General features: G+C 71.1%; 25 protein-coding genes. 16 read left to right on the top strand and 9 right to left on the bottom strand.

Annotation, left to right across the window (positions count from 1 at the left end):
- The first annotated feature begins 45 nt into the window (after positions 1-45).
- The 11 genes from ABZ937_RS00125 (at position 46) to ABZ937_RS00075 (ending at position 12,178) form a co-directional block, all read left to right on the top strand.
- Complete coding sequence (locus tag ABZ937_RS00125; protein ID WP_361683912.1) at positions 46-498, top strand: hypothetical protein; 453 nt, start codon at positions 46-48, stop codon at positions 496-498.
- Positions 495-2,354 (top strand): alpha/beta hydrolase, encoded by a 1,860-nt coding sequence (locus ABZ937_RS00120; RefSeq protein ID WP_361683909.1) that lies wholly within the window; start codon positions 495-497, stop codon positions 2,352-2,354. The genes ABZ937_RS00125 and ABZ937_RS00120 overlap by 4 nt, the downstream gene beginning before the upstream one ends.
- A gap of 61 nt (positions 2,355-2,415) precedes the next feature.
- Entirely contained in the window at positions 2,416-2,883 is a 468-nt protein-coding gene (locus ABZ937_RS00115) for a hypothetical protein (protein WP_361683907.1), read from the top strand.
- Positions 2,884-3,116: 233 nt separating this feature from the next.
- Entirely contained in the window at positions 3,117-4,352 is a 1,236-nt protein-coding gene (locus tag ABZ937_RS00110) for an amidohydrolase (RefSeq protein WP_361683904.1), read from the top strand.
- A 288-nt stretch (positions 4,353-4,640) separates the two neighbouring features.
- On the top strand, positions 4,641-5,696 hold the full coding sequence (locus ABZ937_RS00105) for a BMP family ABC transporter substrate-binding protein (protein WP_361683901.1): 1,056 nt from the start codon (positions 4,641-4,643) through the stop codon (positions 5,694-5,696).
- A gap of 202 nt (positions 5,697-5,898) precedes the next feature.
- Positions 5,899-7,425, top strand: coding sequence for an ABC transporter ATP-binding protein (locus ABZ937_RS00100; protein WP_361684710.1), 1,527 nt, complete (start codon positions 5,899-5,901; stop codon positions 7,423-7,425).
- Positions 7,422-8,549 carry an ABC transporter permease gene (locus tag ABZ937_RS00095; protein ID WP_361683898.1) on the top strand — a complete coding sequence of 376 codons (1,128 nt, stop codon included), beginning with the start codon at positions 7,422-7,424 and terminating at the stop codon, positions 8,547-8,549. The genes ABZ937_RS00100 and ABZ937_RS00095 overlap by 4 nt, the downstream gene beginning before the upstream one ends.
- Positions 8,549-9,835: an ABC transporter permease gene (locus tag ABZ937_RS00090; RefSeq protein ID WP_361683895.1), complete on the top strand. Its 1,287-nt coding sequence runs from the start codon at positions 8,549-8,551 to the stop codon at positions 9,833-9,835. Before ABZ937_RS00095 ends, ABZ937_RS00090 begins: the two co-directional genes overlap by 1 nt.
- Entirely contained in the window at positions 9,832-10,236 is a 405-nt protein-coding gene (locus tag ABZ937_RS00085; protein WP_361683892.1) for a cytidine deaminase, read from the top strand. Before ABZ937_RS00090 ends, ABZ937_RS00085 begins: the two co-directional genes overlap by 4 nt.
- 80 nt (positions 10,237-10,316) lie before the next feature.
- Positions 10,317-11,594 carry a thymidine phosphorylase gene (locus ABZ937_RS00080; RefSeq protein WP_361684708.1) on the top strand — a complete coding sequence of 426 codons (1,278 nt, stop codon included), beginning with the start codon at positions 10,317-10,319 and terminating at the stop codon, positions 11,592-11,594.
- Positions 11,595-11,827: 233 nt separating this feature from the next.
- A complete protein-coding gene (locus ABZ937_RS00075; protein ID WP_361683889.1) occupies positions 11,828-12,178 on the top strand; it encodes an STAS domain-containing protein in 351 nt (116 codons plus the stop codon).
- On the opposite strand, the gene ABZ937_RS00070 is transcribed toward ABZ937_RS00075, so the two are convergent.
- Together ABZ937_RS00070 and ABZ937_RS00065 are read right to left on the bottom strand one after the other, a co-directional pair.
- Positions 12,062-13,075, bottom strand: a complete 1,014-nt coding sequence (locus tag ABZ937_RS00070; RefSeq protein ID WP_361683886.1) for a sigma-70 family RNA polymerase sigma factor — start codon at positions 13,073-13,075, stop codon at positions 12,062-12,064. The genes ABZ937_RS00075 and ABZ937_RS00070 overlap by 117 nt on opposite strands.
- A 148-nt stretch (positions 13,076-13,223) precedes the next feature.
- Positions 13,224-14,507, bottom strand: a complete 1,284-nt coding sequence (locus tag ABZ937_RS00065; RefSeq protein WP_361683883.1) for an MFS transporter — start codon at positions 14,505-14,507, stop codon at positions 13,224-13,226.
- A gap of 63 nt (positions 14,508-14,570) precedes the next feature.
- Here ABZ937_RS00065 and ABZ937_RS00060 point away from each other — a divergent pair, with 63 nt between their 5' ends.
- The gene (locus ABZ937_RS00060; protein ID WP_361683880.1) at positions 14,571-15,530 is read left to right on the top strand and encodes a LysR family transcriptional regulator; all 960 of its coding nucleotides are present in this window, start codon (positions 14,571-14,573) and stop codon (positions 15,528-15,530) included.
- A gap of 15 nt (positions 15,531-15,545) precedes the next feature.
- On the opposite strand, the gene ABZ937_RS00055 is transcribed toward ABZ937_RS00060, so the two are convergent.
- Positions 15,546-16,307, bottom strand: coding sequence for an alpha/beta hydrolase (locus ABZ937_RS00055; protein WP_361683877.1), 762 nt, complete (start codon positions 16,305-16,307; stop codon positions 15,546-15,548).
- Positions 16,308-16,441: 134 nt separating this feature from the next.
- Between ABZ937_RS00055 and ABZ937_RS00050 the strand changes: the two genes are divergently transcribed.
- Both ABZ937_RS00050 and ABZ937_RS00045 read left to right on the top strand, forming a co-directional pair.
- On the top strand, positions 16,442-17,629 hold the full coding sequence (locus tag ABZ937_RS00050) for an adenosine deaminase (protein WP_361683874.1): 1,188 nt from the start codon (positions 16,442-16,444) through the stop codon (positions 17,627-17,629).
- 150 nt (positions 17,630-17,779) lie between these two features.
- Entirely contained in the window at positions 17,780-18,139 is a 360-nt protein-coding gene (locus ABZ937_RS00045) for an ATP-binding protein (protein ID WP_361683871.1), read from the top strand.
- A gap of 84 nt (positions 18,140-18,223) precedes the next feature.
- Here the strand turns inward: ABZ937_RS00045 and ABZ937_RS00040 are convergent, their stop codons facing one another.
- The 5 genes from ABZ937_RS00040 to afsQ1 form a co-directional block, all read right to left on the bottom strand.
- Positions 18,224-18,424 carry a PspC domain-containing protein gene (locus tag ABZ937_RS00040; RefSeq protein ID WP_189817805.1) on the bottom strand — a complete coding sequence of 67 codons (201 nt, stop codon included), beginning with the start codon at positions 18,422-18,424 and terminating at the stop codon, positions 18,224-18,226.
- A gap of 108 nt (positions 18,425-18,532) precedes the next feature.
- On the bottom strand, positions 18,533-19,096 hold the full coding sequence (locus ABZ937_RS00035) for a VanZ family protein (protein WP_361683868.1): 564 nt from the start codon (positions 19,094-19,096) through the stop codon (positions 18,533-18,535).
- 103 nt (positions 19,097-19,199) lie between these two features.
- Positions 19,200-19,802 (bottom strand): hypothetical protein, encoded by a 603-nt coding sequence (locus ABZ937_RS00030; protein ID WP_361683866.1) that lies wholly within the window; start codon positions 19,800-19,802, stop codon positions 19,200-19,202.
- Positions 19,799-21,388, bottom strand: a complete 1,590-nt coding sequence (locus tag ABZ937_RS00025) for a HAMP domain-containing sensor histidine kinase (protein WP_361683863.1) — start codon at positions 21,386-21,388, stop codon at positions 19,799-19,801. The genes ABZ937_RS00030 and ABZ937_RS00025 overlap by 4 nt, the downstream gene beginning before the upstream one ends.
- Positions 21,385-22,062, bottom strand: a complete 678-nt coding sequence (gene afsQ1, locus ABZ937_RS00020; protein ID WP_031024517.1) for a two-component system response regulator AfsQ1 — start codon at positions 22,060-22,062, stop codon at positions 21,385-21,387. The genes ABZ937_RS00025 and afsQ1 overlap by 4 nt, the downstream gene beginning before the upstream one ends.
- Positions 22,063-22,313: 251 nt before the next feature.
- On the opposite strand from afsQ1, the gene ABZ937_RS00015 reads away from it, so the two are divergent.
- Entirely contained in the window at positions 22,314-23,054 is a 741-nt protein-coding gene (locus ABZ937_RS00015) for a SigE family RNA polymerase sigma factor (RefSeq protein ID WP_361683860.1), read from the top strand.
- Between the two features lie 144 nt (positions 23,055-23,198).
- Here ABZ937_RS00015 and ABZ937_RS00010 read toward each other — a convergent pair whose 3' ends face one another.
- Positions 23,199-23,843 (bottom strand): uridine kinase, encoded by a 645-nt coding sequence (locus tag ABZ937_RS00010; protein ID WP_361683857.1) that lies wholly within the window; start codon positions 23,841-23,843, stop codon positions 23,199-23,201.
- 127 nt (positions 23,844-23,970) lie between these two features.
- On the opposite strand from ABZ937_RS00010, the gene ABZ937_RS00005 reads away from it, so the two are divergent.
- Positions 23,971-24,360, top strand: coding sequence for a hypothetical protein (locus tag ABZ937_RS00005; protein ID WP_361683854.1), 390 nt, complete (start codon positions 23,971-23,973; stop codon positions 24,358-24,360).
- The last annotated feature ends 68 nt before the right edge of the window (positions 24,361-24,428 follow it).

The following is a 24,428-nucleotide window of genomic DNA, read 5'->3' as shown; positions in this document are numbered from 1 at the left end:
CCGGCGGGGGTTGCCGGCGACGGGGAAACGGGGAGGACCACACGCATGTCTTGGGACGAGTGGGAGCAGCTGAAGGCGGAGGCCGCGGCTCGCGGCGGCGCCACCCACATGCGGCTGAACCAGGTGGTACCGGACGCCGGCGGCGGCACCGGAGCCGGTGACCTGAAGTCGAGCAAGAAGGCATGGACGAAGGCCGGCCAGGACACCAAGGGGCTGCAGGGCGACGTCGACAAGGCGTTGGCCAAGCTGGACGACGGGCAGTCCGGGCTGGGTGACACGTCCGGTTGTCAGTCGGCGGCGGCGCAGAAGGAGCTGTACGACTCCTGGAAGAAGTACGTCGGTGACGTCAAGGACCGCTGCGGTGCGCTCGGCGGGCTGATGGAGAGCTCCGGGCACGACCTGGCGAAGTCGGACGCCGATGTGAAGGCCGAGCTGGACAGGCTCAGGACGAAGTACCAGGACACCGAGCCGGTCGGCGGCCAGGCGAAGGGCCGGTGACGACGACGATGGACCTCGCGACGCTGCAGGCGCTGAAGCCGTCCGAGTACCAGGAAGCCGCCGGCGGGTACCGGGCGACGAGCGACATGGCGAGCACCGCCAAGGACGCCGTGCAGAACCAGATCTCCGCGGGCATCCGCAACCAGCTCAAGGGCGACACGGCGGACGCCGCGCTGCGGGAGCTGAAGGAGCTGGGCAAGAACTTCCACTACGTCCAGACCGAGTGCGCGCTGGCCAGTACGGCGCTGAATGGTTTCGCCTTCGACATGGCCGCGGCCAAGCGCAAGCTGGAGGCGGCCATCGAGGACGCCAAGGCGGCCGGCTGCACGGTCGGCGCGGACGGCTCGGTCAGCTTCCCGGCGGGCGGCAAGGAGGTCGACGGGAAGGTGCCCGAGGGCGGCACCGTGTCGCCCGGTACCAGCAAGACGGACCCCACGTCGTCGGCGATCGAGCGCCAGGCCGTGAACATGCACCCGAACCCGAACTTCGGCAAGGCCGTCGGGTTCGCCAACCGCATCGGCGACGCCCTGCAAGAGGCCACGGAAGCGGACGCCAAGTGGGCGCCGAAGCTGCGCGCGCTGAAGGCCGACGACGACCTGGTGGTGACCAACCGGGACTGGACCGACGTCAAGAGCGACACGGACGGCGTCGTGAAGGGCGCCGACGCCTACGCCCGGTCCCTCCCGAAGCCCCCCAAGGACGGCGACCCGGAGCTGGTCGCCCACTGGTGGAAGGGCCTCACCGACGAGCAGAAGTCGGCCTACATCTCCATGCACCCCGACTCCCTCGGCGCCATGGACGGACTTCCCGCCACCGTGCGGGACGAGGCCAACCGTGTCGTGCTGGCCGAGAGCAGGGGAACGTACCAGGACAAGCTGGATGCCTGGCTGAAGAAGGAACCCGACCGTTACGCCCCCTACATCAGCCCGGTCACCGGCCGGGAGGTGAAGGGCGCTCAGATCGAGACCGAAGAATGGAAGGAGTGGAACAAGAAGAAGCAGGAGCTGGAAGGCCGTATCCGCGGTATGGACGCCATCCAGTCGCGCTTCGACAGAACCGGAACCGACAACCTGCCCGAGGCGTACCTGCTCGGCTTCGACCCCGAGGGCAAGGGTCATGACGGCAAGGTCATCATCGCCAACGGAAACCCGGACACCGCCGACCACACCGGGATCTACGTCCCCGGCACGGGAACCCTGCTGCAGGACATCGAGAAGGACATGGGCCGGGGCGAGATCCTCTGGCACGAGACCCACCGGTACGCGCAGGGGCAGAAGGTCTCCACCATCACCTGGTTCGACTACGACGCGCCGCTGCAGGCGAAGCCCTTCGAGAAGGGCGGCGGCCTGTTCCCGGAGGCGATGTCGGACGAATGGGCGGCGAAGGGCGGGCCGGGCCTGTCGCACTTCCTCGACGGCGCCCGTGAAGCGCACCGGATGGAGTCCGGCAACACCAACCTCGGCCACACCACCTTGATGGGACACAGCTACGGCACCACGCTCATCGGCGACGCGGCCAAGTCGCGCACCTGGCCCGAGGGGGCGCTGCCGGTGGACGACGTCATCGCGGTGGGCAGTCCCGGCATGCAGGCCGAGCACGCCGCGGACCTCGGCATCCCCAAGGGGCACATGTGGGCGGAGGCGGGCGGCGGCAACGACTCGGCGGTGCGGATCGGCGGGAAGTACGTCGCCGGCCTCGGTGACAACTGGACGATCCCGACCGACCCCGAGTTCGGCTCCAACATCATGGAGTCGGACGCCGAGGACCATGGCGCCTTCTGGGACGAGGGCTCGACGAGCCTGCGCAACCAGGCTCTCGTGATGGCGGGCCAGTACGACAAGGTGACCCTTGAATAGGACAAGCGCGACCGCTGTAAGCGCGGCACTGGCCGCCATCCTCGTGGGAGGCTGCTCTCAGGTGAGCGAGAAGGACGAGAAGAAGATCGACGTCCGCGACGAGCGAGCCGTCAAACAGAGCGTCGAGCGGGCCTCCAGCGACATCCTCGACATTCTGGCGGTGAAGGGAAAGGTCACCCAGTCGGGTGCCGTAGCCACCCCCTGCACGGCGTACCCGGAGGAGGACGAGGTGCATCGCATGCGGCACCCGTGGAGCGTCTACGGCGTGCCGGGCGACGACCTCGAAAGGGCCATGGACCGCGTGCGCTCGCAGCTGCCGGCCAAGGGCTGGAAGATCGTCAAGGACGGTCCCGACAAGAGCCGGGCGAAGCTTCCGCAGATCGTGGCCGACTCACCCGACGGTCATCTGTCCGCCGACCTCCGCCTGTGGCTGGAGCCCGCGGACAGCAAGCGCTCGTCCATGATCGAGGTCACGGTGGTGTCCGACTGTTTCCGCAGCAAGCCGGACGGCACGGCGCAGACGGGCTGACGGCGGTACCCGGGGCCGACCGGGCCTTCCCGGCCGGCCCACTTCCTGGACACGGCGCGCGTGACCCCCGTCATGCGTGGTATGCGTGGAGTAAGAAAACAGAGGTTTTACCCACCAGAGTCCGCCGCCATGCGTCCGCCGGTCAGATTTTCTTCCCCTAACGGGCTGAACTTTTGTTGATCGAGGGGTAGTTGATCAGTGGGCGTCCTACCCTTCAGAGGGTGAAGCAATTGATGTCCCTAGAGTCCGAGGCCGGCCTCCCGGGGGATGTGCTCCCCGGCGTGCTGAGCGAGTCCCTGCACGCCGAACTCGTGGCCTTCCGCCGCGACTTGCACATGCATCCGGAGCTGGGCAACCAAGAGTTCCGTACGACCGCCGCGATCAAGGAGCGGCTGGAGCGGGCCGGGCTCAGGCCCCGCGTGCTCAGCACCGGAACCGGCCTCGTCTGTGACATCGGGCTCGCCGAGGGCAGGCGCCCGTCCGTACCGCTGCTCGCGCTGCGCGCCGACATCGACGCCCTGCCCATCCCGGACACCAAGGCCGACTGCCCGTACCGGTCGACCGTGCCGGACCGGGCGCACGCGTGCGGTCACGACGTGCACACCACCGTCGTCCTCGGCGCCGGACTGGTCCTCGCCGACCTGGCCGCCAAGGGCCTGCTGCCCCGCCCGGTGCGGCTGATCTTCCAGCCCGCCGAGGAGGTGCTGCCCGGCGGCGCCCTGGACGTCATCGAGGACGGCATCCTCACCGGGGTGGGCCGGATCCTCGCCGTGCACTGCGACCCCCGGGTGGACGCCGGGAGGATCGGGCTCCGGCACGGCCCGATCACCAGCGCCTGCGACCGCCTGGAGATCGCGCTCGACGGTCCCGGCGGCCACACCGCCCGCCCCCACCTGACCACCGACCTGGTCACCGCCGCCGCCCGGGTCGCCGTCGACGTGCCCGCGCTGATCGCCCGCCGGGTCGACACCCGGGCCGGGCTCGCGGTGACCTGGGGCCGGATCGAGTCGGGGCACGCCCCGAACGTGATCCCGCAGCACGCGGAGCTGTCCGGGACCGTGCGCTGCCTGGACCTGGACGCCTGGCGGCAGGCCCCCGACATCGTGCACGCGGCCATCGACGAGATCGCCACCCTGCACCGGGCCAAGTCCGAGATCAACTACATGCGCGGGGTGCCGCCCGTCGTCAACGACCGGGAGACCACCGAGCTGCTGCGCCGCGCCATGGTCGCCCGGCGCGGTATGCAATCCGTCGAGAGCACCGAGCAGAGCCTCGGCGGCGAGGACTTCTCCTGGTACCTGGAGCACGTGCCGGGCGCGCTCGCCCGCCTCGGGGTGCGCCGGCCCGGCGAGCGCACGGTGCGCGATCTCCACCAGGGCGACTTCGACGCCGACGAGCACGCGATCACGGTCGGCGTGGAGCTGTTCACCGCCGCCGTCTTCCTGGAGCCGACCTCGGTGCAGGACTGAACGGAGCCGGGTGGACGGCCCCCTCAGGGGCCGTTCCCCTGGCCGGCGCAACACACATGCAAGCCATTCGTGCACTGTCCGCAACAGTGTCGCCACGGGGCCCAGAGTCCGAGTTCAGATGCTGTTTGCCTCGAATCGATAACGGCTTCGCGAGAGGGTTTTTTGCGACATCTACGCGCGTTACGATGCCGCGAAGCCGACGCCGAAGGGGCGTCTCGGCTGGAGCGCTGACATGGTGCTCCCATCAAGCGCCGACATGGCGCTCAGGTCAGGTGAAGGAGCCTTCCCGTGCGCCGGGTAGCCAAGCTTTCCGCTGCGTGTATCGCGTCCGCAGCACTCGCACTGACTGCCACAGCCTGTGGCAGCACCTCCTCCGACAACAACGCCGGTTCGACCCCCTCGGGCGACGGCAAGGGTGTCAAGGTCGGTCTCGCCTTCGACGTCGGCGGCCGTGGTGACCGCTCCTTCAACGACTCCGCCGCGCGCGGTGTCGACCAGGCGAAGAAGGAGTTCGGCGGCGACGTCAAGGAGCTGACCGCCAAGACCTCGGACACCGAGGCCGACCGCGAGCAGCGCCTGTCGGACCTGGCGGAGGCGGGCTACAACCCGGTCATCGGTGTCGGCTACGCCTACGCCGCCTCCATGACCAAGGTCGCCACGAAGTACCCGAAGACCACCTTCGGCATCGTCGACTCGGTCGTGAACGGCAAGAACGTCGACAGCATCACCTTCACGGAGGAGCAGGGCTCCTACCTGGCGGGTGTCGCCGCCGCGCTGAAGACCAAGACCAAGCACGTCGGCTTCATCGGCGGTGTCGACGTCCCGCTGATCAAGAAGTTCGAGGCGGGTTACGTCCAGGGCGTCAAGGACACCAACCCGAAGATCAAGGTCGACACGCAGTACCTGTCGCACGGCTCGGACACCTCCGGCTTCGCCAGCCCCGACAAGGGCAAGGAGGCCGCGCAGGGCATGCTCGACAACGGCGCGGACGTCGTCTACACCGCGGCCGGCTCCTCCGGCAACGGCGCCATCGAGGCCGTCGCCGGCAAGAAGGGCGCCTGGGCCGTCGGCGTGGACTCGGACCAGTACGCCATCCCGGGTCTGGCCAAGTACAAGAACTCGATCCTGACCTCGGTGGTCAAGAACGTCGACGTCGGCGTCTACGACCTGGTCAAGTCGGTCCACGCCGGCAAGCCGCTGACCGGCACCAACACCTACTCGCTCGCCAAGAACGGCGTCTCGCTGGCCACCAGCGGTGGCTTCATCGACGACATCAAGGCCAAGCTGGACGCAGCGCAGAAGAAGATCGTCGACGGCTCGATCAAGGTCAAGACCACCCCGTGACCTGATGGGTCCCGTCGGACCTAGGCTCGGCGCGGGGGCGCCCTCCGGAGCCCCCCGCCGAGCCATAACAATGTGTCAACTCTACGCGTGTAGCGCAGAGTTGCCGCGCTAGCGTCGCCGACGCCTGCCACCTCCCCTAAGCAGCCCCTTTCCCCGAGGAGAGTGCGCCATCAACGCGTCCAGCCCTCCCGCTGCCGTCGAACTGCGCGGCATCACCAAGCGTTTCCCCGGCGTCGTCGCCAACCGCGACATCGACATCACGGTCCGCACGGGCACCGTCCACGCCCTGTGCGGTGAGAACGGCGCCGGCAAGTCCACCCTGATGAAGATCCTCTACGGCATGCAGCAGCCGGACGAGGGCACCATCACCGTCAACGGCGAACAGGTCGTCCTCCACAACCCCGGCGACGCCATCGCCCGCGGCATCGGCATGGTGCACCAGCACTTCATGCTCGCCGACAACCTCACCGTCCTGGAGAACGTCGTCCTCGGCGCGGAGAAGCTGTACGGCATCGGGGGCAAGGCACGCGGCAAGATCAAGGAGATCTCCGACGCGTACAGCCTGAACATCCGGCCCGACGTCCTCGTCGAGGAGCTGGGTGTCGCCGACCGCCAGCGCGTGGAGATCCTCAAGGTCCTCTACCGCGGCGCCAAGACCCTCATCCTGGACGAGCCCACCGCCGTCCTCGTGCCGCAGGAGGTCGACGCCCTCTTCGACAACCTGCGCGAGCTGAAGGCCGAAGGCCTCACCGTCATCTTCATCTCCCACAAGCTGGGCGAGGTGCTCTCCGTCGCCGACGAGATCACCGTCATCCGCCGCGGCACCACCGTCGGCACCGTCGAGCCGCGGGGCACCACCCCCAAGCAGCTCGCCGAGCTGATGGTCGGCAGCGAGCTGCCCACCCCGGAGACCGAGGAGTCCACGGTCACCGACGTCCCGATGCTGAAGGTGGACGGCCTGCACCTCGCGCAGACCGACCTCGACGGCATCGAGCGGATCATCCTGGACGAGATCTCCTTCACCATCCACAAGGGCGAGGTCCTCGGCATCGCCGGTGTGGAGGGCAACGGCCAGTCCGAGCTGGTCGAGGCGATCATGGGCATGCGCCACCCCGACGCCGGCGTCGTCAGCCTCGACGGCACCGACATCTCGCACGCCCCGACCCGCCACCGCCGCGAGTCCGGCATCGGCTACATCCCCGAGGACCGCCACCGCCACGGCCTGCTCCTGGAAGCACCGCTGTGGGAGAACCGCATCCTCGGCCACGTCACCGAGAAGCCCAACTCCCGCGGCGGCCTGCTCGACCCCAAGGCCGCCCGCGCCGACACCCAGCGCATCGTCGAGGCCTACGACGTCCGCACCCCCGGTATCGACGTCACCGCGGCCTCCCTGTCCGGCGGCAACCAGCAGAAGCTGATCGTCGGCCGCGAGATGAGCCACAACCCCAAGCTGCTCATCGCCGCCCACCCCACCCGCGGTGTGGACGTCGGCGCCCAGGCGGCCATCTGGGACTACATCCGCGAGGCCCGCCGCGAGGGCCTGGCCGTGCTGCTGATCTCCGCCGACCTGGACGAGCTGATCGGCCTCTCCGACACCCTGCGGGTGATGTACCGCGGCCGTCTGGTCGCCGACGCCGACCCCGCCACGATCACCCCCGAAGAGCTGGGCTCCGCCATGACGGGTGCGGCCACCGGCCACCTGGAGCACACAGAGGACGACGAGCGATGAACAAGCTGACCCAACGCATCGACAAGGAGCGGCTGCTCCTCGGCATCGCCGCGCCGCTGCTCGCGATCGTCGCCGCGCTCGTCGTCACCACCCTGGTGATCCTCGCGACCGGCAAGGACCCCGGCGCCGCGTTCAGCGACATGGGGACCTACGGCTTCGCCAGCGACAGCCAGGTCTACATCCTGAACAAGGCGACGACGTACTACCTCGCGGGTGTCGCGGTGGCCATCGGCTTCCGCATGAACCTGTTCAACATCGGTGTCGACGGCCAGTACCGGCTCGCCGCGTTCATCGCCGCCGTCCTCGGCGGGGCGCTCACCGTGCCCGGCTGGATCGCCATCCCGCTGATCATCCTCTGCGCCATGGCGACCGGCGCCCTGTGGGCGTCCATCGCGGGCATCCTCAAGGTCACCCGGGGCGTCAGCGAGGTCATCTCGACCATCATGCTGAACTCGATCGCCACCGCGGTCATCGCCTTCCTGCTGCAGCCCGGAAAGCTCGGCCAGCTGGACCAGGCCGGCACCCTCGTCTCCACCAAGCCGCTGCCCGCGTCCTCGTACTTCTTCAGCTTCGACACCGGCCCGGCCGGTGAGCTGTGGGGCTTCATCGTCATCGCCGCACTCGTCGGCGTCGCGTACTGGTTCGTGCTCGGCCGCACCCGGTTCGGCTTCGACCTGCGCACCGTCGGCCAGTCCGAGAGCGCGGCGAGCGCGAGCGGTGTCTCGGTGAAGAAGATGGTCGCCACCAGCATGATCATCTCGGGTGCGGTGGCCGGTCTGATCGGCATGCCGACCCTGCTGAACGACAGCCACCAGTTCAGCAACGACTTCCCGGCCGGCATCGGCTTCACCGGCATCGCCATCGCGCTGCTCGGCCGCAACCACCCGATCGGCATCGCGCTCGGCGCCCTGCTCTGGGGCTTCCTGGAGCGCACCACCAACCACCTGGAGTTCCAGGGCTACGACAAGGAGATCCTCGGCGTCATCCAGGGCGTCATCGTCCTGTGCGTCGTCATCGCCTACGAGGTCGTACGCCGCTACGGCATGAAGCGCCAGCAGCAGCGTGTCGGCGCCGAACTCGCCGCCCAGGCCGCCGCCACGACGAAGAAGCAGGAGGTGGCGTGATGACTGCCACGATGACCGACGCGCCGCCGCCGGCGGCCCCGAAAGCGGCGGGCGCGCCTCAGCGCTCCGGCCGTTCCCTCGGCCTGACCCTCATGATCGTCGCGGGCGCGCTGCTGCTCCTGGCCGCCGTCCGCGTGATCACCGGCGCCAACCAGCTGGACTCCGCCGGACAGGTCGGCGCCGCCCTCGGCCTCGCCGTGCCGATCGGCCTGGCCGGACTCGCCGGCCTGTGGTCCGAGCGGGCCGGCGTGGTCAACATCGGCCTCGAAGGCATGATGATCCTCGGCACCTTCGGCGCCGGCTGGGTCGGCTGGCAGTCCAGCCCCTGGCTGGGCCTGCTGTGCGGCGTCGGCTTCGGCGTCCTCGGCGGCCTGGTGCACGCCGTCGCCACCATCACCTTCGGCGTCGACCACATTGTCTCCGGTGTCGCCGTCAACCTGCTCGCGCTCGGCGCCACCCAGTACCTGGCCAAGCTGTTCTTCGCCGAGGGCAAGGCCGCCGAGGCCGGCGGCAACCCCAAGGCGTCCCCGCCCGCGGACTCGCTGCCCGACGTCACCATCCCCGGCCTCTCGGACGGCCTCGCGTCGATCGAGAAGCACCACTGGTTCCTGGTCTCCGACCTCGCCGGCATCATCGGCGGTCTGATCACCAACCTGTCCGTGGTGACGATCCTGGCCGTGCTGCTGTTCATCGGCAGCTGGTGGCTGCTGTGGCGCACCCCGTTCGGGCTGCGGCTGCGCTCCTGCGGTGAGAACCCGATCGCGGCGGAGTCGCTCGGCGTCAACGTCTACCAGTACAAGTACGCGGCCGTGGCCGTCTCCGGCGGCCTCGCCGGCCTCGGCGGCGCGTTCCTCGCGCTGGTCACCTCGCACACGTACCTGGAGGGCCAGACCGGCGGCCGTGGCTACATCGGTCTCGCCGCCATGATCTTCGGCAACTGGCGTCCGGGCGGGCTGGCGATGGGCGCGGGCCTGTTCGGCTACTCCGACGCCCTCCAGCTGCGCAACGGCGGTGTGACGGTGCACGCCCTGCTCCTCCTGCTGGTCGTCCTGCTCGCGCTGCTGGCCGGCTGGAAGCTGTACAAGAAGGCCCACTGGCAGGGCGGCGTCAGCCTCCTGGTGGCCGCGCTGGTCCTGGTCTGGTACCTGTTCACCGACGAGGTCCCGAGCGACTTCGTGGGCGCCACCCCGTACGTCGTCACCCTGCTCGTGCTGTCGCTGTCCGCGCAGCGCCTGCGGATGCCGAAGGCGGACGGCATGCGGTACCGGAAGGGCCAGGGCAAGTGACCGGGGAAGCCGCCGGCTTCGACTGGGAGGCGCTGCGCGCCGAGGCGCGGACGGCCATGTCCCACGCCTACGCCCCCTACTCGGGGTACGCGGTCGGCGCGGCGGCCCTGGTCGACGACGGCCGCACGGTTTCCGGCTGCAACGTCGAGAACGCCTCGTACGGCCTCGGCCTGTGCGCCGAGTGCGGTCTGGTCTCGGCGCTGCAGCGCACGGGCGGCGGCCGGCTGACGCACTTCACCTGCGTCGACGGCACCGGGGCCCTGCTGGTCCCGTGCGGTCGCTGCCGCCAGCTCCTGTACGAGTTCGGCGGGCCGGACCTGCTCCTGGACACCCCCGCGGGCGTCCTCCCGCTCTCCGAGATGCTGCCCCAGGCCTTCGGCCCGGATCATCTCACCAAGTAAGCCCCGTACGGCCCCCCTGCCCCGCTCGCAGGGGGGCCGCACACTTCGCACCTCCCGGAAGGAAGCCCCCAGCCATGGCCATGGACGCCATCTCCGTCATCCGCACCAAGCGGGACCGCGGCGAGCTGACCGACGAGCAGATCGACTGGGTCATCGACGCGTACACCCGGGGCGAGGTCGCCGACGAGCAGATGTCCTCGCTCGCCATGGCGATCCTGCTGAACGGCATGAACCGCCGCGAGATCGCCCACTGGACCGCGGCCATGATCGCCTCCGGCGAGCGCATGGACTTCTCGTCGCTGTCCCGCCCGACGGCCGACAAGCACTCCACCGGCGGCGTCGGCGACAAGATCACCCTCCCGCTGGCCCCGCTCGTGGCGGCCTGCGGCGCGGCCGTCCCCCAGCTCTCGGGCCGGGGCCTCGGCCACACCGGCGGCACCCTGGACAAGCTGGAGTCGATCCCCGGCTGGCGCGCCCTGCTCTCGAACGAGGAGATGCTGCACGTCCTCGACACCACCGGCGCGGTGATCTGCGCGGCGGGCGACGGCCTCGCCCCCGCGGACAAGAAGCTGTACGCCCTGCGTGACGTGACCGGCACGGTGGAGGCGATCCCCCTGATCGCCTCCTCGATCATGTCGAAGAAGATCGCCGAGGGCACGGGCAGCCTGGTCCTGGACGTGAAGGTGGGCACGGGCGCCTTCATGAAGACGATCGAGGACGCCCGCGAGCTGGCGTCCACGATGGTCGGCCTGGGCACCGACCACGGCGTGAAGACGGTGGCCCTCCTGACGGACATGGCGACGCCGCTGGGCCTGACGGCGGGCAACGCGCTGGAGGTCCGCGAGTCGGTGGAGGTCCTGGCCGGCGGCGGCCCCGCGGACGTCGTCGAGCTCACGATCGCCCTGGCCCGCGAGATGCTCGACGCGGCCGGCGTCAAGGACGCGGACCCGGCGAAGGCGCTGGCCGACGGCTCGGCGATGGACGTCTGGCGCCGCATGATCGCGGCCCAGGGCGGCGACCCGGACGCGGAGCTGCCCACGTCGCGCGAGCAGCACGTCATCAAGGCCCCCGCCTCCGGCGTCCTCACCCGCCTGGACGCCTACGACATCGGTGTCGGCGCCTGGCGCCTCGGCGCGGGCCGCGCCCGCAAGGAGGACCCGGTGCAGGCGGCGGCGGGCATCGAGATGCACGCCAAGCCGGGCGACACGGTGACCGAGGGCCAGCCCCTCCTCACCCTCCACACGGACACCCCCGAGCGCTTCGAGTACGCGCTCCAGGCGGTGGAGGGCTCCTACGACATCGCGGCCCCGGGCACGGCCTTCACGCCGACGCCGGTGGTGCTGGAGCGTATCGCCTGACCAGGTAGTTCCTCGTTCGGGTGAAGGGGATCGGTGGACCTCCACCGGTCCCCTTCGGCGTGTTGGACGAGGCCTCGTGACCGCGTCCTCGCGTCCGGGGATTTCGGCGCGTCTGTCAGGTTCCCCGCACCCTTCGGCCTCGCGCTCCCCGTCGGCCGACCCGGCCTGTGATCCGTGTCCGGGCGGGCGGCGCCGGGCGATGAGTTCTGCCCGCCCCGCCGGTCTACCCGCACGTGGATGCCAAGACCCCCGCCGTGCTCGTGCTGCCCGGGCCCGTCCGTCGTGACGAGGTGCCCGGGCTGTGCGCCGACGTGCGGGCATTGCTGGAGGGCGGAGCCGGGGTGGTCGTGTGTGACGTGGGCGGGCTCGGACCGCCGGGGCTGGCGGCCGTCGACCTGCTCGCCCGCCTGGAGCTGACCGCCCGCCGGGCCGGCGGGCGGATCATGCTGCGGGACGCCGACCCCGCGCTACAGGCCCTGCTCGACCTCGTCGGCCTCCGCTTCCAGATGGAGGGGCAGCTCGAAGAGCGGGAACCAGCGCTGGGTGTCGAGGAAGCAGTGGAAACCGGTGATCCGGCCGTCTGAGATCTCCAGCACCTGCACCGCCCACGGGCTGAACCCGCCCTTCTCCGGGTCCGGCTTGTAGTGCGCGAAGCCCGGCAGGCCGTTGGCCCGCACCGGCAGCAGGCGGGAGCCGGCGCAGGAGGCGCCGAGGGTGGTCATGAAGCCGGTGATGTCGGCGGTGCCGCGCAGCCACAGGTCGAACGGCGGCATCGTCATGACGGCGTCCTCGTGCAGCAGCGCCGTCAGCGCCGTCATGTCATAGCCCTCGAACGCCTTGACGTACCGCTCCAGCAGCTTCTGCTGCTCCTCGTCCAGCGGGTCGGACACCGCCCCCTCGGCGCCCGCGTCCCCGCGCTCCGCGAGCGTGGCCCGGGCCCGCTGCAGCGCGCTGTTCACCGAGGCGACCGTGGTGTCCAGCAGCTCGGCCACCTCGCTCGCCTTCCAGGCCAGCACCTCGCGCAGGATCAGCACCGCCCGTTGCTTGGGCGGCAGCTGCTGGAGGGCGGCCATGAAGGCGAGCCGGACGGACTCCTTGGCGACGGCGGCCTCCGCCGGGTCGTCGACCGTCGGCAGCACGCGCGCGTCGGGCATGGGCTCCAGCCAGGTGTTGTCCGGGCGCGGGGAGAGCGCGGCCTGCGCGAGCGGGGCCGCCTCGGTCAGGTCCATGGGCCGCGCCCGCTTGTTGCCCGCCGTCAGCATGTCCAGGCACACGTTCGTCGCGATCCGGTACAGCCAAGAGCGCACCGAGGAGCGGCCCTCGAACCTGTCGTAGCTCCGCCAGGCCCGCACCAGGGTGTCCTGCACCGCGTCCTCGGCCTCGAAGGAGGAACCGAGCATGCGATAGCAGTACCCGGTCAGCTCGGTCCGGTGCTTCTCCAGTACGACGTCGAGATCCGCCGTCGCCGTGCCGTTGCCCATCGTCCACCCACCCCTGTGGCCGTCCTGTTCACGCGCCTTCGCGCCCAGCACTTCGGAAGCTACCGCAGCCCACTGACAATGGCCCCCGGAGTACGAGAACGCCCAGCTCGGAACGGTTGCTTCGCGGAGACGAGCGGCGCGCGCCCGCTCAGTGCGCGCCCACCGGCTCCCGACGGGCCGCCACCCGGGCCGCCCGGGAGCCGAACACCGTGATCGTGACGACGCCGAGGACCGCGAGGAGGCCGACGCCGACCGTGCCGGTCCAGCCGTTCGCGTGGAAGGCCAGCGCGCCGACCGTGCTGCCGGCGCTGGAGCCGATGTAGTACGCGGACTGGTACAGCGCCGAGGCCTGGGCCCGGCCGTGGGTGGCCGTCTTGCTCACCGCGGAGGAAGCCACCGCGTGCCCGGCGAAGAAGCCCGCCGTGATCAGCACCAGCCCCAGCAGGACCAGGACGAGGGACGCGGTCAGGGACAGCAGCAGACCCGCCGCCGTCGTACCGCCCGCCAGATACAGCGCGCCCCGGCGGCCGAACCGGCCCACCAGCCGGCCCGCGGTCGACGCGGAGACCGTACCCACCAGGTAGACCAGGAAGATCGAGCCCACGATGCCCTGCGGCAGCCCGAACGGCTGTGCCGTCAGCCGGTAGCCGATCACCGTGTAGACACCGCCGAACACCGTCATGAACAGCGCGCCGATCGCGTACAGGCGGCGCAGCAGCGGGTCGGACAGGTGGCCGCGGACCGTGTCGAGCAGCACCCGGGGGCGCAGCGAGCCCGCGGTGAAGTGCCTCGGCGCGGGCAGGAGCAGCCGGAACGCCACCGCGCACGCGACCGCGAGCACGCCGATCACCCCGAGCGAGACCCGCCAGCCCCACTCCTGCGCGACCCAGCCGGTGATCACCCGGCCGCTCATCCCGCCGACGCTGTTGCCCGCCACGAACAGGCCGATCGCCGTGACCAGCGCCTTCGGCCGCACCTCCTCGGCCAGATACGCCTGCGCCGAGGCCGGGAGACCGGCCAGCGCCGCGCCCTGCAGGCCCCGCAGCACCACCAGCGCGCCGATCGACGGCGCGAACGGCACCAGCAGGCCGATCGTGACGGCGACGGCGAGCGAGCCCGTCATCACCGCACGACGGCCGAAGCGCTCCGACAGGGCGCTCATGGGCAGGACGAACAGGGCCAGCCCGCCGGTCGCGGCCGCCACCGTCCAGCTCGCCTCGCTCGCCGCGACCCCGAACTCCCCGGAGATCAGCGGCAGCAGGGCCTGGGTGGAGTAGAGGAGGGCGAAGGTCGCGACTCCGGCGAGGAAGAGGGCGAGCCGCATCCGGCCGTAGCCGGGGTCGCCCGGGGCCATCCGGGAGTCGGAGTCGGAAGCGGGAACGAACGGAACGGCGCCCACAGCGGTGGACGCCCCGGTACTGGCGGGAGACATGCTTCGACCGTAGGTACGGCCCCTCTCATCCGTCCAATGCATGGAATCGCCATAATCGTTCCTATGGTGCATCAGCAGAGGTCACAGGCGTGGCTGTCACCGTCCGGTGACACAGAAGACATGAGTGAGATGTCGAGAGTGCTCGCGCCGCGCCTCGCCTACTTCGCCGGCGTGGCCCGCACGGAGCACGTCACCCGGGCCGCGCTGGAGATGAACGTCCCCCAGTCCACCCTGTCCCGGGCGATGGCCCGCCTGGAGCAGGACCTGGGCGTCGACCTGTTCGCCCGGCACGGCCGCACGGTCTCCCTGACCACCGCGGGCCGCACCTTCCTCGCCTCCGTCGAGCGGGCCCTCGCGGAGATCGAGCGTGCCGCCGAGGAGGTCCGCGCGGACGCCGACCCGGCCACCGGCAAGGTCGCCTTCGGCTTCCTGCACACCATGGGCGCCGAGACCGTGCCCGGCCTGCTGCACGCCTTCCGCGCCGACCATCCGCGCATCCGCTTCAGCCTGGTCCAGAACTACGGCGAGGCGATGCTGGAACGCCTGCGCGCCGGAGAACTGGACCTCTGCCTCACCTCACCCGTCCCCGACGCCCCCGACCTGGTCGCCCGCCGCCTGGACGAGCAGAAACTCCGCCTGGTCGTCCCTGCGGACCACCGCCTGGCCGCCCGTCGTCGCATCCGTCTGGCCGAGGCGGCCGAGGAAACCTTCGTCACCCTGGAACCCGGCTACGGCCTGCGCCGCATCACCGACGCCCTGTGCCGCGAGGCCGGTTTCAAACCCCGCATCGCCTTCGAGGGCGAGGAGGCCGAGACGCTGCGGGGCCTGGTGGCGGCGGGCCTCGGGGTCGCCCTCCTGCCGCCCCCGACCGTCCCCCGCCCGGGGGTGGTGGAACTGACGGTCACGGCCCCGAGGGCGGCCCGCGAGATCGGCGTGGCCTGGCTGGCGGACCGCCCGGACACACCACCGGTGGCGGCCTTCAAGAAGTTCCTGCTGTCGAGGAGGGGCAGCCTGTTGCCCTGAGGGAACCCCCGAGCTCTACCGCTTCAACGACCTGCCGAACCCCGCGGCCAACGGCATCCGAAGCCCGATCGGCGGCGGCGCGGCCAACGCGTCCTCCACCGGCCGCGAAACCGGGCACCCGAACAGCGCTCCCATCACGAAGTCCGTCGCCAGACACAGCACTTCCTCCCGGTGGCCGTGCAACCCGTGGCCGTCGGAGTGCACTTCGAACCGGCACACCTCCCGGTTCGCCTTCTTCGCGCGGGCCGCGAAGCGGAACGACAGTTCGGGATCGGTCCGTTCGTCGTTCGTGCCGTGCGCGATCAGCACCCGGCGTCCGACCAGCTGCTTCACCGGCTCGGCGGGTGCGGCGACATCGTCCTCGGGGAGCCAGGGGGCCAGCGCCACCACGGAGTTCACGGCCTCGTGGCCGCCGGCCCGGAGCGCCGCGCGTCCGCCCATGTCCACGCCGGCCAGGCACACGGGAACGTCCCCGTACCGTCGTACGACCTCGTCGGCGGCCCACTCGGCGTCCGCCGCCAGATGGGCCTCGCTGCCGTTCCAGCCGCGGTAGCGGTAGTGGACCGGGTGGACGGCCAGTCCTTCGGTGCGTCCCGCGCGGGCGAGCGCGCGGCCCAGGGAGCGGATGAGGGGCATCGCCCAGACGGGGGACGGCCGGCGGGCGGAGCTCTCCTCGCCGCCGGGGAGCAGCAGCACCGCTCCGCTCACCGACGTCGGCTCCGGACCGACTGCCCTGCCCAGCCTGGCCGTTCGGACCGGCGTCGCTTGCTGTCCCATGACAGAACAGTGTCAGAAGGTGCGGCGTACGAAACCCGTACGTGGGGTCACCGTTGCGTATCGACGGGAAAGGGCCGGAAAACAGCTGCCGTGCGCACCCGATTCTCTACGCGCGTAGGAGTTAGAGTGCGGAAATGACGAGCCAGACTGCATCGACGGGGGCCGTCCCGGCGACCGTGCCGGCCCATGTGCCGACGCCGGACCAGATCCGCCGGGCGCCCAAGGTACTGCTGCACGATCATCTCGACGGCGGGCTCCGCCCGCGGACCGTCGTCGAACTCGCCCGGGACTCCGGGTACGCCGAGCTTCCCGAGACCGACCCCGACAAGCTGGGGATCTGGTTCCAGGAGGCCGCCGACTCCGGCTCGCTGGAACGGTATCTGGAGACGTTCCGGCACACCGTCGGCGTGATGCAGGGCAAGGAGGCCCTGATCCGGGTCGCCCGGGAGTGCGCAGAGGACCTCGCCGCGGACGGGGTCGTCTACGCCGAGGTGCGGTACGCGCCCGAGCAGCACCTCGAGAACGGGCTCACCCTCGAAGAGGTCGTCGAGGCCGTCAACGAGGGGTTCCGGCAGGGCGAGCGGCGGGCCCGGGAGAACGGCCACCGGATCCGGGTCGGCGCCCTGCTCACCGCCATGCGGCACGCGGCCCGCTCCCTGGAGATCGCCGAACTCGCCAACCGCCACCGGGACTCCGGCGTGGTCGGCTTCGACATCGCCGGCGCCGAGGCCGGCTACCCGCCCACCCGGCACCTCGACGCGTTCGAGTACCTCAAGCGCGAGAACAATCATTTCACCATCCACGCCGGGGAGGCCTTCGGGCTGCCGTCCATCTGGCAGGCGCTGCAGTGGTGCGGCGCCGACCGGCTCGGGCACGGGGTGCGGATCATCGACGACATCGAGGTCCGCGAGGACGGCTCGGTCAGACTCGGCCGGCTCGCCTCCTACGTACGGGACAAGCGGATCCCGCTGGAGCTGTGCCCCAGCTCCAACCTGCAGACCGGCGCCGCGCCCTCCTACGCCGAGCACCCGATCGGGCTGCTGCGCCGGCTGCACTTCCGGGCCACCGTGAACACCGACAACCGGCTGATGTCGCACACCAGCATGAGCCGGGAATTCGAGCACCTCGTCGACGCGTTCGGTTACACGCTCGACGACCTGCAGTGGTTCTCCGTCAATGCGATGAAATCAGCGTTCATTCCTTTCGATGAACGACTCGCGATGATCAATGACGTCATCAAGCCCGGATATGCAGAGCTGAAATCCGAATGGCTGTTCCGGCAGACCGCGTCCACCAGCGGTTCTGTCGGCCTGGAGGCGTAGTCACGGATTGTTTCCCGGTACGGAATGCGGACGCGCTTTCACAAGGCGTCCGCATTTCGGTGTTTGCGGCGGGTGGTCCGGCATGTTTACGGTCGTGGACCGCTCAGATCGTTTGTGATCACCATCTCCCCATTCAAGGACGCATTCACCATGAAGCAGTCTGCTGCCAAGACCCTGGGCGTCGCCGCCCTCGGTGCCGCCATCGCCGCCGTCGGCGCGGGCACGGCCGACGCCGCCCCGGCCGGCCCGGGCGCCGCGCAGGCCCTGGACACCGTCACCAAGACGCTGCCGGGCGAGAACGTCGGCAGGGCGGTGCCGGTCGCCACCCAGGCGCTCGTCCAGGGGCAGGGTGTCGTGGGTGCCGGGCTGGCGGCCGTCCAGCCCTCCGTGGCGAAGGCCCTCGCCGAGGGGCCGACCGCGCCGGCCGCCGGGCTGCTCGGCGGAATGCCGGTGCAGAACACGGGCCTGCCCATGCACGGCACGGGAGTGAACGGGATCCCGCTCGGCTGACCGGGCCGGCCGTACGACGCCGCTGGGGCGCTCCGGAATCGTCCGGGGCGCCCCAGCGGCGTTCGCGCGCGTCGGCGCGGCGGGTCACCAGGCGGTGCGGGCCTTGTCCTCGGACGGCAGCAGCAGCCACAGCGCTATGTAGAGCAGGAACTGCGGGCCCGGCAGCAGGCAGGACACCAGGAAGATGACCCGCATCGTGGTGGCCGAGGTGCCGAAGCGTCGGGCCAGTCCGGCGCAGACTCCGCCGATCACGCGGCCGTGGGTGGGGCGGGCAAGGGCGGTCATGTCGGCTCCTCCGTGGTCGTCGGCTCATTCCCGAGCCGGTGGCGGGCCCCGGGCGGGACCCTTCAACTGACATCGACGATACGGAGACGAAGGGGACGAAGCGTCGCTCTACGGGGCTATCCCGACCCTGGGAATCGTCGGGGTACGCCCCTGACACAGCTCCTCCTGGACGGTGACCGCCGACCCCGCCGCAGCGGGTTCCCGCGCGTCCCGGCGCCGCAGCCAGGCCCGGCCCGCCGGTACGACGGCCAGGTGGGCCAGGATGACGCCCGCCGTGTTCAGCAGCAGTGAATCGACGTCCACGACCCGGCCCGGCACACCGGTCTGCAACAGGGCGATACCGAGGGAGATCAGCGCGCCGGCCGCGGCCGTACGCAGCAGGGAGGCGAGCGGCGAGACGGTGAGCCTGCCGTGCGCCGCCGGCAGCAGCACGCCCAGCGGGGCGAGCAGCGCGAGCCCCTCGCCGAGGGGTCTGACCGCCGCCGGCCAGCCCAGTGCCAGATCGGCCCGGATGCCGGCCAGGGGCCGCAGGTTCGGGGGCATCACCCAGGGGACGTCCAGGGGGCGCAGCATCAGCCAGGCGACGAGGGCAAGGTGTGCGACGAGGAGGACACCCCCCGTCACACGGATGCGGATCGCGGCGCTGCCGCCGATGGAGCCTTGACGCTGCACGACCCCCTAGACGCGGGGGCGGGCGCGATTGGTTCCGCGACGGAAACGATTGGTTCCGCAGCGGAAACGTTTCGGCGTGCGTACCCGGAAGGCGCTGACCGAGCTAGGTGCCCGTCACCTCGCCGGACGGCGGCTCCGTGGTGCCCGGCCGGTCGCGGACCTCGTCGGTGCACTCGTAGCGCCGGAGCGGACTGCCGTCCGGGCCGCCCAGGATGACCGAGCCGTCGTCCTCCGTCGCCGCCGAGTCGGACAGCGTGCACACCAGCTGGGCCAGGGCGTAGGAGGTCAGACGCGACGGCGGCGTGCTCAGCCGGAGCGTGTCCTCGGGGTCCTTCGGGCCGGGCCCGCGCACACCGAGGGCGCCCGGCACGGACGTCGTGTAGCCCGCGGAGCGCTCCGCGGCCGACGGCGACGCGGCCAGCTGGTCCAGCAGCCCCTGGGCCACGATCACCCGGCGCCGGGCGTCCGGGGTGCCCTCCGGGACCCGTACCGTGCGGTCGACGGCCACCAGGGACGCCCCGCAGAGCAGGAAGACCTGCACCGGCACCCCGCGCGAGGACTGCGTGGCCACATCGGGCCCGGCCAGTGAGCACGGCACCCGGGACGGCGCCGCCCCGAAGTCGGTCGGCACCTCCGTGGCCCGGATGCCGCAGCCGGTGAGCAGCGCGCCGAGGAGGGGCAGCGCCAGCAGGCGTCGTACGGTCATGACCCCTCCTCTCCTGAACTGTTCTGGTCGGTCTTGCTGTCCTTGCCGCCTCCGCCGTCCTCCTCGGTCAGCCGTGAGGCGTCCCGTGGCAGCCGGAGCGTGAACACCGCGCCGCCCTCTGGGGAGTTGGCCGCGGTGATCTCGCCGCCGTGGATGTGGGCGTTCTCCAGGGCGATGGAGAGGCCGAGCCCGCTGCCCTCGGAGCGCGGCCGGGAGGCGCTCGCCTTGTAGAAGCGGTCGAAGACGTGCGGGAGGACGTCCTCCGGGATGCCGGGCCCGTGGTCGCGGACCTGGATCTCGATCGAGTCGTCCGCCTCCCGGACCGACACCCGCACCGGCGAGCCGCCGTGCTTGAGCGCGTTGCCGATCAGGTTGGCGAGGATGACGTCCAGGCGGCGCGGGTCCAGCCGGGCGTGGAGGCCGCGCTCGGCGTCCAGCTCGACCGCGTCCAGCCAGGCGCGGGCGTCGATGCACGCGGTGATCTGGTCGGCGACGTCGACGTCGTCCAGGACCAGCCGGGCGGTGCCCGCGTCGAAGCGGGTGACCTCCATCAGGTTCTCGACCAGGTCGTTCAGCCGCCGGGTCTCGCTGACCACCAGCCGGACGGCCGGCTCGATCATCGGGTCCATGCTCCCGGTCTCCGCCTCCAGCTCCTCCTCCAGCACCTCCGTGACGGCGGTGATGGCGGTGAGCGGCGTGCGCAGCTCGTGCGACATGTCGGCGACGAACCGGCGGGACGCGTCGTCCCGCGCGGCCATCTCCGCGACCCGCTGCTCCAGCGCCTCGGCGGCGTTGTTGAACGTGCGGGAGAGATCGGCCAGCTCATCGGTGCCGGAGACCCGCAGCCGGGTGTCCAGCTTGCCCTCGCCGAGCCGCCTGGCGGCCACGCCGAGCCGGTGCACCGGTTTCAGCACGGTCGTGGCGGCGGCCTGCGCGAGCAGCGCGGCGCCGATCAGCGCGAGCCCGGTGGCGATGCCCAGCGACCAGGCCAGCGAGTTGAGGTCCTTCGCCTCCGGCTCCAGGGACTTCGCCATGTAGCCGGTCGGACCGCCGCCGATCACGCGCGTACCGGCCACCAGGTACGGCGTGCCGTTGTCCGTGACCCGCTGCCAGTACAGGTGGTACGGCTCCTTGTTGGAGCCGGTCACCTTCTGCCGCTTGGTCACGGCCGCGCGCAGCGACTTCGGCACGTCCTCCAGCGCGAAGCCGTTGATGCCACCCGAGTTGCCGTACACCGTCTTGCCGTCGGAGTCCTCGGCGACCAGCAGCACGCTGAACCGCTGGCTGCTGGCGGCCATCTGGCCCGCGGCGCGCTGCAGTTGGTCCTGGGTCGGGTGCTCGGGCAGCGCGCCCGCCCGGTTCTGCATCTCCTGCCGGAAGTCGCGCAGCACCGCGTCCTGGGCGCGGGTGAGCACCGCCTCCCGGTTGAGCCAGTAGGCGATGCCCGACGCCGACACCGCGGCGGTGAGCGCGACCAGACCGAAGACCAGTACAAGTCGCAGCCTGAGGCTGGTGAACCTGAGCCGCGACAGACTTCCCTTGCGCCCCGCGGCCCAGCCGCGCAGCCCCCCTCGCGTGTCGGTCACTGAGGCGCGTCCAGGCGGTAGCCGACACCACGGACGGTACGGATCAGCGTCGGGGACGACGGCACGTCCTCGACCTTGGCGCGCAGCCGCTGCACACACGCGTCCACCAGGCGGGAGTCCCCCAGATAGTCGTGCTCCCACACCAGCCGCAGCAGCTGCTGGCGGGACAGCGCCTGACCGGGCCGCCGGCTCAGCTCAAGGAGCAGCCGCAGTTCGGTCGGCGTGAGCTGGAGGTCCTCGCCGTTCTTCGTGACGGTCATCGCGGACCGGTCGATGACGAGGCTGCCGAAGGTCGCCGAGTCGCTGGACTCGCGCTCCCCGCGCCGCAGCACGGCCCGGATCCGGGCGTCCAGCACCCGGCCCTGGACGGGCTTGACGACATAGTCGTCGGCGCCGGACTCCAGCCCGACCACGACGTCGATGTCGTCGCTGCGCGCGGTCAGCAGGATGATCGGCAGCTGGTCCGTGCGCCGGATGCGCCGGCACACCTCGAACCCGTCGATGCCGGGCAGCATCACGTCCAGCACGATCAGGTCCGGCCGCTGCTCGCGCAGCAGCTTCAGACCGTCCTCGCCGCTGGCAGCGGTGGCCACCCGGTGCCCCTGGCGCGTCAGTGAGAGCTCCAGGGCCGTACGGATGGCGTCGTCGTCCTCGATCAGCAACAGGGAAGGCACGGGCTCATTCTGGCCCATGGACGGGGTGTCGTACGACCTTCCGGTGCCCTCCTGTCGGGGGCCTGCCCCGGCGCCACCGCCTGTGCGCGCTCTGTGACCGTCCTGGGCAGGGGCCCTGTGACAGGTCTGTGACAGTCGACGGACACGGCCATGAAGTCACCCCGGCAGTCTTTTGGTCACGGGCCGGACGGGGAGCCGGAGACCGGCCCGGCACGACCGAATCACCGGAAGTCCACGACGGGGAGCGCGAGATGAACACGCTGCACAGCATCAGCACCAGCGCAGTGGTCACGCGTCTGCACGACGTGCACCGGGGATCCGAGAAGTCCGGTGCCGTGAGCGGGCGGGGGTGCGCTCGCGGCACCGGGCGTCAGCACACCACGTACATGACGGTGGTTGACGCGCACACGGGGGAAACGCACGGGGGAACCGCGTACAGGGAGGACTCGGGGGAGCAGCGCCGTTCGCTGACCGAGGCGGAGTTCACCGCCTACGTCCAGGAGCGCCGCGCCTCCCTGTACGCCACCGCCTACCACCTGACCGGCGACCGCTTCGAGGCCGAGGACCTGCTGCAGAGCGCGCTGTTCTCGACGTACCGGGCGTGGGAGCGGATCAGCGACAAGGCGGCGGTCGGCGGCTACCTGCGCCGCACCATGACCAACCTGCACATCAGCGCCTGGCGGCGCCGCAAGCTCAACGAGTACCCGACCGAGGAACTGCCGGAGACGCCCGGCGAGACGGACGCGATGCGCGGCACCGAGCTGCGCGCGGTCCTCTGGCAGGCGCTGGCCCGGCTGCCCGAACTCCAGCGCACCATGCTGGTCCTGCGCTACTACGAGGGCCGCACGGACCCGGAGATCGCCGACATCCTCGGCATCAGTGTCGGCACGGTGAAGTCCAGCATCTGGCGGTCGCTCCGCCGGCTGCGCGAGGACGAGATCCTCAGCTTCGGCCGTGACGAGGAGAACGCCTTCGGCGAACTGGTCGCCTGAAGGTCCGGGGGGAACGGGGGAAGCACGGGGGAGAACCGGGGACCACTGGGGGGTGGGCCCACGGGGGAAACACGGGGGAGAAGAGAGCGGGACTGGTGGGCCGGAGCCCAACCAGTCCCGCTTATCCCTTTTTGCGTTTTACGCTCACTTCATGGTCGCGGTGCTCTTCGCGCTCGCGTGCCGCCCGGCTGCCGCCGCCGCCAGCCGGCTCAGCGCCTCGTCCCGGTCGCAGGGATGCGCGCCCAGGGACACCTGGCGGGTGACGATCGAGCGCTCGGCGCGCATCAGCCGCCAGCCGCGGCGCAGCAGGAACGGCACCGACTTGCGGCCCTCCTTCAGATCGCGCAGGAAGCGCCGCCGGAAGGTGGTGACCGGACCCCGGGACAGGCACAGCGCGTCCGCGAGCAGGCCCAGCTCCCGGCAGCGCCCGACGATCTCCGCGGCGAAGATGCCCTCCGCGATGAACAGCGGGGTGCGGTCGATGTGCAGCGTCTCCTCGCCGGTACGGGCGCTCAGCGCGATGTCGTACACCGGCACCGGCGTCGACCCCGTGGCGCACAGCCGGGCGATGGCCTCGACCGCGACGTCCGCGTCCCACGACTCCGGGTGGTCCCAGTCGATGTCCGAACTCCCCTCCACCAGCGGCAGAGTCGGGTCGTCACCTTCCTTGTAGAAGTCGTCCAGACGCAGGACGGGGAGCCCGGAGCGGGCGGCGACGAGTGACTTGCCCGAGCCCGAGGGGCCGCACAGCAGCACGACACGGGCGGGGGGCGGGGGATGAATGCTCACGGAACACCAGTTTGACGCATGGGGAGCGCCCTGCCGACCCCGCGGGTCGGCTTTTGAGCGTGAGTCTCACCTCAACTACCCTGTGTGTCGACCTCATTACCCTGCGTACCTGAAGGTGGCAACAACGATGGCCCGACACGCCTCTCCCCGGCACTCCACCGCGCCGCGCGCCCTGATCGCCCTCGCCACCGCCGGTGCGGCCCTGGGCGCGGGCGCGGCCACGGCGCACGCGGAGACCGGCCCGCAGCTCGCGAAGGTGCCGCTGCGGTCCACCTCGCTGGGCAACATCGACCCGCGGGCGGGCGTGGCGGGCGCCGCCGAGGCGCTCCCCCATGTCACCGGCCCGCTCACCGGCATCCGGTCCAACCCCCTCGCGGGCCCCGGTCCCGCCCCGCTGGGGGGCGGCGTGGGCCCGCGGGTCGGCGACTTCGCGCCGGTCGGTGCGCCGCTGCTGGTGGCCCCGGTCGCCGCGACCGAGGCGCTGGGCGCGGCGGCCCTGGGAATCCTGGGCCGCTGAGGCGCCCCGAATAGCGTGCGGGGAGCTGCGGCGCGGGCGGGTGAGCGGCCGGGACCCCCCCCGTCGGG

Origin of the sequence: Streptomyces sp. NPDC046727 (assembly GCF_040645635.1) — a bacterium.
Classification (GTDB): domain Bacteria; phylum Actinomycetota; class Actinomycetes; order Streptomycetales; family Streptomycetaceae; genus Streptomyces.
The sequence above is the reverse complement of the archived record's forward strand: the minus strand, read 5'-3'. Positions and strand labels throughout refer to the sequence as shown.